General features: G+C 71.4%; 6 protein-coding genes and 2 pseudogenes. 5 read left to right on the top strand and 3 right to left on the bottom strand.

Annotated features, from left to right (window positions below):
- Positions 1-1,280, top strand: a pseudogene (locus B277_RS17915) (hypothetical protein); the annotation flags it as partial.
- Positions 1,281-1,289: 9 nt separating this feature from the next.
- Here B277_RS17915 and B277_RS07035 read toward each other — a convergent pair.
- Positions 1,290-1,928, bottom strand: coding sequence for a CoA transferase subunit B (locus B277_RS07035; protein WP_007926637.1), 639 nt, complete (start codon positions 1,926-1,928; stop codon positions 1,290-1,292).
- Position 1,929: 1 nt separating this feature from the next.
- Positions 1,930-2,751 (bottom strand): CoA transferase subunit A, encoded by an 822-nt coding sequence (locus tag B277_RS07030; RefSeq protein WP_007926635.1) that lies wholly within the window; start codon positions 2,749-2,751, stop codon positions 1,930-1,932.
- Positions 2,752-3,039: 288 nt separating this feature from the next.
- Between B277_RS07030 and B277_RS07025 the strand changes: the two genes are divergently transcribed.
- The 3 genes and pseudogenes from B277_RS07025 (at position 3,040) to B277_RS07020 (ending at position 5,890) form a co-directional block, all read left to right on the top strand.
- Entirely contained in the window at positions 3,040-4,194 is a 1,155-nt protein-coding gene (locus B277_RS07025; RefSeq protein WP_007926633.1) for a peptidoglycan-binding domain-containing protein, read from the top strand.
- Positions 4,172-4,279: pseudogene (locus B277_RS20275) on the top strand (peptidoglycan-binding domain-containing protein); the annotation flags it as partial. The gene B277_RS07025 and the pseudogene B277_RS20275, both read left to right, overlap by 23 nt.
- A 168-nt stretch (positions 4,280-4,447) precedes the next feature.
- Positions 4,448-5,890, top strand: a complete 1,443-nt coding sequence (locus B277_RS07020; RefSeq protein WP_007926631.1) for a peptidoglycan-binding domain-containing protein — start codon at positions 4,448-4,450, stop codon at positions 5,888-5,890.
- Positions 5,891-5,928: 38 nt separating this feature from the next.
- Here the strand turns inward: B277_RS07020 and B277_RS07015 are convergent, their stop codons facing one another.
- Positions 5,929-6,624, bottom strand: coding sequence for a TIGR03089 family protein (locus B277_RS07015; protein ID WP_007926630.1), 696 nt, complete (start codon positions 6,622-6,624; stop codon positions 5,929-5,931).
- Between the two features lie 49 nt (positions 6,625-6,673).
- Here B277_RS07015 and B277_RS07010 point away from each other — a divergent pair.
- Positions 6,674-8,300: hypothetical protein (locus tag B277_RS07010; RefSeq protein ID WP_156811752.1), on the top strand; the 1,627-nt coding region annotated here is incomplete at its 3' end.

The following is an 8,300-nucleotide window of genomic DNA, read 5'->3' as shown; positions in this document are numbered from 1 at the left end:
CTCGACGACCGACCCCCGCTAGCGGGGKACGTAKCAGGGTCATCGAGGCCATCTACTCGTCATCCTCCGGCGGCCACACGGTCAACAACGAGGACATCTGGGGCGGGGCCCCGGTGCCCTACCTGCGCGGTGTGCCCGACCCGTGGAGCACCAAGAGCGACAACCCGCGGCGGAGCTGGACGACCGAGGTCCCGCGGTCCAAGGTGGCCACCGCCTTCGGTCTACCGGACGTCCGCTCCCTCGACCTGTCCGAGCGCACGAGCGCCGGCTCCGTCCGCTGGGCCCGCGCCACCTCATCGGCCGGGGTGACGAAGACGCTGCGGGGCGACGACATGCGACGCGCCCTCGGTCTCTCCTCGGCGTCGACCCGGCGACCGGGGGAGCGGGTCACGGGCGACACGCCGGCAGACCTGGCCGCCGCCACCGCCCGCTCGGCGCCGTCGACGGCCACGAGCGTCGTCATCGCCCCCGCCTCGCAGACGCATGTCGCCCACCTCGTCATGGCCCGGCCCCTCGCGGGGTCGCTGCGGGCGCCGCTGCTGCTCAGCGGCACGACCCGGCTGGCTCACGCGACCCGCACCGAGCTCGACCGCCGGGGTGGGCGCATCACGCGCGCCTACGTCGTCGGTGGAGGACCGATGGTCAACACCTCCGTCATCACCGAGCTGCGTGCCCGGGGCATCACCGTGACCCGGGTCGGGATGAGCGACCAGGACGCGACCGCGGCGGCGATCGTCGACCTCATGGCCGCGCAGGGACCGATCACGCGGGCAGCCGTTGCCACGCAGGAGACGGTGCCCGAGGCCGGAGCCTTCTCTGCGGTCGCCGGCACCCGACGCGAGCCGATCGTCTGGGCGAGCCGGTCCGCGGTCGGGCCACGTGCCAAGGCGGCGCTGCAGCGCGCCCGGGTGCGCAGCGTGCGGATCATCGGGTCCTCCAGTCGGATCCCCACCGCCGTCTCGAGCGACCTGAGTGCCTCCGGCTTCAGCCCGTCACGCCTCGCGGGGACGAGCTCGGCGGAGATCTCGGCCGGCATCGCCCAGTACTTCCGCAACAGCTACTCCGCGACCCGGGTGTCGCTCGCGCGGTCGACGAGCACCCGCACGAGCGACCCGGCGATCGCCGCGGCCTATGGCGAGCCCGTGCTCATCGTCGGCACGGCACCGCCTGCGCAGGTCGTCGCCCAGGTGCAGCGCAGCCCGCAGTGGCCGAGCATCCGCGCCGTGGGCCCCTCATCGCGGGTCACCTCGACGACGCTCGCGCGGGTCCGCGACTCCTGACGCTCCCTGTCAGTCGAGCTCGACGCGCAGCTGCGCGCCGGTGCGCTCGACGACCTCCTCGGTCGTGACGCCGGGGGCGAGCTCGCGCAGGACGAGTCCGGTGTCGGTGACGTCGATGACGGCCAGGTCGGTGATGATCCGTTGGACGACGCCCTTGCCGGTCAGGGGCAGGGCGCACTCGCGCACGATCTTGTGGGAGCCGTCCTTGGCGACGTGCTCCATGAGGACGATGACCTTCTTGGCGCCGTGGACCAGGTCCATCGCGCCGCCCATGCCCTTGACCATCTTGCCGGGGATCATCCAGTTGGCGATGTCACCGTTGGCCGCGACCTGCATCGCGCCGAGGATGGCCGCGTCGACCTTGCCGCCACGGATCATCCCGAAGCTGGTGGCCGAGTCGAAGATCGAGGCGCCCTTGCGCAGGGTGACCGTCTCCTTGCCCGCGTTGATCAGGTCGGCGTCCACGGCCTCCTCACTCGGGTAGGCCCCGACACCCAGGATCCCGTTTTCGGACTGCAGGACGATCTCCACGTCGTCGGGCACGTAGCTGGGCACGAGCGTCGGCAACCCGATCCCAAGGTTGACGTAGTCACCGTCCGACAGCTCCTCAGCCGCACGGGCGGCCATCTGCTCACGGGTGAGCGCCATGTCAGACACCTTCCTTCGACGAGTCACGAGTAGGGGTGATGGTGCGCTTCTCGATCCGCTTGTCCGCGGCCTGCTCCGGGGTGAGCTCGACCACCCGCTGGACGTAGATGCCCGGCAGGTGGATCGCGTCAGGGTCCAGCTCGCCGGGCTCGACGAGCTCCTCGATCTCGGCGATCGTCACCCGACCAGCCATCGCGCACAGGGGGTTGAAGTTGCGGGAGGTCGTGCGGAAGACGAGGTTGCCGTGCCGGTCGCCCTTCCACGCGCGCACGAGAGCGAAGTCGGTGGCGATGGCCTCCTCGAGGACGAACTCGTGCTCCTCGGTCACCGTCGACCCGTCGGCCCGGCGCGAGGCCACCGCGAAACTGCGCGTCTCCTTGGCGGGGGAGGCGACCACCATCTCACCGGCCTGGTCGTAGCGCCACGGCAAGCCACCCTCGGCGATCTGCGTCCCGACACCGGTGCGGGTCCAAAAGCCGGCGATGCCCGCACCACCAGCACGCAGCTTCTCCGCGAGGGTGCCCTGCGGCGTCAGCTCCACCTCGAGCTCACCCGAGAGGTACTGCCGGGCGAACTCCTTGTTCTCCCCGACGTAGGAGGAGACCATCCGCCGGATCTGACCACCGGCCAGCAGCAGGCCCAAACCCCAGTCATCGACACCACAGTTGTTCGACACGCACTCCAGGTCACCCACCCCCTTCGCCTGCAACTCGGCGATGAGCACGCTCGGGATCCCGCAGAGCCCGAAACCGCCCACTGCCAACGTGGCACCGTCGGAGATGTCCGCGACGGCCTCGGTTGGTGAGGAGACGACCTTGTCCATGGGGTCACCGTAGCGGCCGGCCCGTGGGGTCGTGGGTGTGGTCAGGTCACACCAATCCAGTGCGAAGGGGTCGCGTGGCGACAGCCCGGGCGGGGGGTCACGAACTGTCACGAGGAGTGAACTACAGGGACGTAATACATCTCGTGGGTCTAGCGGGACGTGTGTGGTGGGTGGAACATGAGTGACGGATCGTGACCTTCGGTGCTGCCGTGACTGGTGTGACTCGAGGGGGCGACCCACTGCCCTGATCGGGTTCCCCTGCCCGCGTCCACACAAGGAGCTCCCCGCGTGTCACGTTCTGTCCGTTTCGTCGGCGCCGCACTCATCCCCGCCTTTACCCTCCCCGTCGGCGGCGCTGCCGTGGCCAGGAGCGCGGACGTACCCCCGCCGCCGACCAACAAGAACCTGCCCCGCGATCTCGACGTGGCCTCGCCCTACATCCCGCAGTCGGTCTGCGACCCGACACCGAAGCCCGGCGTCACCGCCTTCGCCCGGCTCATGGCCAACCACTACGACGAGTTCAACTACGGCATCTCGCGGGCGTGCAACTACGGACTGACGGAGCACTCCGAGGGACGCGCTCTCGACTGGATGCTCAACGCCTACGACCCCCACGAGCGGGCGGTCGCCGATGGCGTCATCTCCTGGCTGCTGGCCCCCGACTCCCAAGGGCGGCCGGCCGCGATGGCCCGCCGATTCGGCGTCATGTACATCATCTGGAACCGTCAGATCTGGGGCACCTACCAGATGGATGCCGGCTGGCGGCCGTACAACGGCGCCAGCCCGCACACCGACCACATCCACTTCAGCTTCAGCTGGGACGGCGCCATGCAGCGCACGTCGTGGTGGACCGGTGTGGCCTGGACCGGCGTGACCCAGGGACCCGGCGGACCGCCGGCGCCCCTGCCCGACCCGACGAGCTACCCGACCCTGCGCGAAGGTGCCTCCGGGCCCGACGTGCAGCTGGCCCAGAAGGTCATCGGCGTCTCCGCGGACGGGGTCTTCGGTCCGGCGACCCGTGAGGCGCTCAAGACCTGGCAGTCGAAGAACGGCATCAAGGTCACCGGCATCCTCGACCAGGCGACCTGGGACCAGATGGTCAAGCTCGGCAAGATCCCGCCGCGTGGTGGGGACGATGCGGGCGGTGCCCTCACGCCCTACCTCAAGACCAAGATCCGCCTCGGGTCCACCGGTGACGCGGTCAAGGCGCTGCAGAAGGAGCTGAAGATCAGCGCCGACGGCGTCTTCGGCTCGGGCACCGAGCAGGCCGTCAAGGCGTACCAGAAGTCGAAGGAGCTGGACCAGAACGGCATCGTCTCGCCGAACGTCTGGCGCGCCCTCGCGGGTCTGAAGTACACGAAGACCGACCCCGCCAAGCCGGCCCCCCGGTGGGGACCTCGCGCCCTACCTCACCACCAAGATCCGCAAGGGGTCGACCGGTGACGCGGTCAAGGCGCTGCAGAAGGAGCTGAAGATCGACGCCGACGGCGTCTTCGGCTCCGGTACCGAGAAGGCCGTCAAGGCGTACCAGAAGTCGAAGGAGCTGGATCAGAACGGCATCGTCTCGCCGAACGTCTGGCGCGCCCTCGCGGGTCTGAAGTACACCAAGACCGACCCGGCCAAGCCGGCTGCGCCCGGTGGTGCGCTCGCCAAGTACCTCGAGACCAAGGTCCGCAAGGGCGACCGTGGTGCTGCCGTGACGGCCCTGCAGAAGGAGCTGAAGATCGACGCCGATGGCGTCTTCGGCTCCGGTACCGAGAAGGCCGTCAAGGCGTACCAGAAGTCGAAGGAGCTGGATCAGAACGGCATCGTCTCGCCGAACGTCTGGCGTGCTCTGGCCGGCCTGAAGTACACGAAGACCGACCCGGCCAAGCCGACCACGCCGGCGACCCTGGGCGGTGACCTGGCGAAGTACCTGACCACGAAGATCCGCAAGGGCGACCGTGGTGCTGCCGTGACGGCCCTGCAGAAGAAGCTGAAGATCGACGCCGATGGCGTCTTCGGCTCCGGTACCGAGAAGGCCGTCAAGACCTACCAGAAGTCGAAGGAGCTGGATCAGAACGGCATCGTCTCGCCGAACGTCTGGCGTGCTCTGGCCGGCCTGAAGTACACCAAGACCGACCCGGCCAAGCCGACCAAGCCGGCGACCCCGGGCGGTGACCTGGCGAAGTACCTGACCACGAAGATCCGCAAGGGCGACCGTGGTGCTGCCGTGACGGCGCTGCAGAAGAAGCTGAGGATCGACGCCGACGGCGTCTTCGGCTCCGGTACCGAGAAGGCCGTCAAGGCCTACCAGAAGTCCAAGGAGCTGGACCAGAACGGCATCGTCTCGCCGAACGTCTGGCGCGCCCTGGCCGGCCTGAAGTACACCAAGACCGACCCGGCCAAGCCGACCAAGCCGGCTGCACCCTCGGGCGACCTCACCCCCTTCCTCGACACGAAGATCCGGAAGGGCGACCGCGGTGCAGCCGTCACGGCCCTGCAGAAGAAGCTGAAGATCGACGCCGACGGCGTCTTCGGATCGGGCACGGAGCGGGCGGTCAAGGCGTACCAGAAGTCCAAGCAGCTGGACCAGAACGGCATCGTCTCGCCGAACGTCTGGCGCGCCCTCGCCGGCAAGAGCTACACCAAGACCGGGGTGCGGGCTGCGGCGGCCAAGCCGGCGGCCGACCCCTCGCGCGGGGCCACCGTCTCGACGAGCACGCCCTACGACAGCGTCCGCTCGACGGTCCTGGCGAGCGGTGCCCGTGGCGCCCACGTCAAGACCCTGCAGCGTGCCCTCGGCGGCGTCGCCGTCGACGGCGTCTACGGCAGCGGCACGGTCAAGGCGGTGCGGTCCTTCCAGGCGAAGGAGGGGCTGCCGGTCACCGGGATCACCGACGACAAGGTCTGGGCTCGCCTCGAGAGCAAGGACCACCCGTCGGCCATGCACCGCACGGTGGTCCTCAAGCCGGGCTCGACCGGCGAGGCCGTGCGGGTCGTCCAGCGCACGCTGGGTCTGGAGGTCGACGGGGTCTTCTCCGACGAGACCCGTGACGCCGTCAAGGCGCTGCAGCGTCGCCACGGCCTGACGAGCACCGGCTACGTCGGGGGAGTCACCTGGCAGGCGATCGACCGAGAGGCCCGGGCCCGCCGCTGAGCGTGCACCCGGAGGGCATCACCGTGACCGCGCATCGGTCAGGCGGTGACGCCCTCCGCCCGTGCCCGGCGCTCGAGAGTCGCCGCGTCGGTGGGGCCGAGGTGGACGACGAGCGAGCCGCCACGTGACCACACGTCGAGGGTCGTGCGCAGCAGGGCCTCGGCGGTCGGGTCGACGAGCTGGACCCGGGCCGCGGCGCCGCAGCCCGCCACGAGCTGGCCGTAGCTGCCCACCCCGCCCGCCGTGCGCAGGGCAGGGTCGTCGTCCTCGGGCTCGGCCCAGGGGGTGAAGTCATCGCCGTAGGACGCCAGGTCGGCCGCCTCGTCCATGACGCCCTCGGGCACGGGAGCGGGTGAGCGGCGGGCCAGCGAGGCCCGCGTCACGAGGACGCCCGGGCCGTCCGACGCCAGCTGCTCGAGGTCGTCGGTGACGACGAGGTCGACGGGACCGGTCCCGTCGAGGTCGACGCACGCGCCGACCGACCACACCGCCCAGGCCCAGTAGACGAGTCGCCAGTGCGGCCGCATCGCCAGCCGCACCGTCGACCCCGGCTCGAGGTCCCACTCCTCCTGCAGCGCATTGGCCGCCTTGCTCACCCAGGTGCCGATGACTCGGCCCGACAGCTCGATGCGTTCGCCGGCGGTGGGGCCGGGCACGTCGTCGTAGCAGGTGATCCGCGGGGCGGCGGAGTCGGTGCGGTTGATCTCGGCCAGGACGTGTGCGGGGGTCGGCATGGGCCCAGCCTACGAAGGGGGTGACCGCCCGCCGGATACCGTGGCCGCCGTGGAGACCCCGACGAGCACCCGCCCCGACGTCGCCCCGGCCCTGGAGCGGCTCGTCGTCGCGGCTGCTGCCTGGGTCGTGGTCCTCGGTTTCGTCGGGTCCCTCGCTGCCGCCGTCGGCGCGTGGACGCCCCTCGTCGGTGTGGTCGTCGCTGTCGTGAGCGCAGCGGGGGCGGTCGCCGTCTCGAGGTGGCTGCCCCGACCCTCAGGGCGGGCCATGGGACCCGTTGCTGCCGCCGCCCTCGTGCTCGGGGTCGTCGCGGTCACCCTGTGGACCGGTGCCACCCACTCCGAGCAGGTCATGCCCCGGCGGGACTCGGCGAGCTACCTCCAGGCGACGATCTACCTGGCCGAGACGGGCTCTCGTCCGGTCGCCGTGGACGCCGAGACCATCGGTGGTCCCGAGACCCTCGCGGAGGACGGGCTGACCCTCGAGGCGCCAGCCTTCTACGAGATCGGCTCGCCGGAGGAGCCGCAGGTCCAGCCGCAGTTCATGCCCGGGCCGGCGCTCGTGTACTCGCTGCCCTGGTGGGCCGGGGGGGCGACCCCCGTGCTGTGGGCGCCGGCCGTCGCCGGTGGCCTCGCGCTGCTCGCCATCGGTCTGCTCGTCTCGCGCGTGGTCGCGCCGGCCGCGGCGGCACCGGCGGCGGTGCTCGTCGGCGCCTGCTTCCCGTGGCTGCACACGGCCCGCTCGACCTACTCCGAGCCGCTCGCCGGCCTGACCCTCGGCGCCGGTTTCCTCGCGCTGACCCTCCTTGCTGGGGCGGGGGAGGAGGGCGAAGGGGACCGCGCCCGGGCACTGCGCCTCGCCGCGCTCCTGGCCGGCGGCCTCGTCGGTGGCACCTCGATCGTGCGCATCGACGCGCTCCGCGAGACGATGCTGCTCGTCCCCGTGGCGGCGCTCCTCCTGGCGCGTGGGCGCGGCTGGGCCAAGCCCCTGCTCGTCGGCGCGAGCGTGACGACCCTCGCCGGCTTCGCGGTCGCCGGCGCGATGAGCTGGCGCTACCTCGGCGAGATCGGCGGCTCGCTCGTGCCGCTCGTCGGTCTCGTCGTCCTCATGTCCGGCGCCTCGTGGTGGCTGCTGCGGCGGGCCCGGGCCGGGATGAGCCTGCCGAGCGGTGTCGCCCGCCGGCTGCCCGACCTGCTCGCCGGGGCCGTGCTCGTCGTCGGGGTGCTCCTCCCCCTTCGCCCGCTCGTCATGACCACCCGGCAGGACCCGATGGACCCGGGGGCCATGTACGTCGCCCGGATGCAGGCCGAGCTCGGCCTGCCGATCGACGGCGGGCGGACCTACGCCGAGCACTCGGTGGACTGGCTCGCCTGGTGGGTCGGCCCCGCGGCGCTCGTCCTCGCCCTGCTCGCCCTCGCGGTGCTCTTCCGCCGGCTGGGCACCTGGTGGACGCGCGGTGGTGACCTGCCGGTCTGGGGTGCCGCACTCGTCGTCACGACGGGCTCGACCCTGCTCACCCTCGTGCGACCCGGCATCACGCCCGACCACCCCTGGGCGGACCGGCGGCTGCTCGTCGCGCTGCCGCTCGCCCTCGTGCTCGCCGTCGCCGCCGCCTGGTGGGGTGCCCGGCAGGCGCGGCAGCGATGGGGTCGGGTCGCCGCGGGCGGCGCCCTCGTCG

It is taken from the genome of Janibacter hoylei PVAS-1 (genome assembly GCF_000297495.1).
In the GTDB taxonomy this organism is placed as follows: Bacteria; Actinomycetota; Actinomycetes; order Actinomycetales; family Dermatophilaceae; genus Janibacter; species Janibacter hoylei.
The sequence above is the reverse complement of the archived record's forward strand: the minus strand, read 5'-3'. Positions and strand labels throughout refer to the sequence as shown.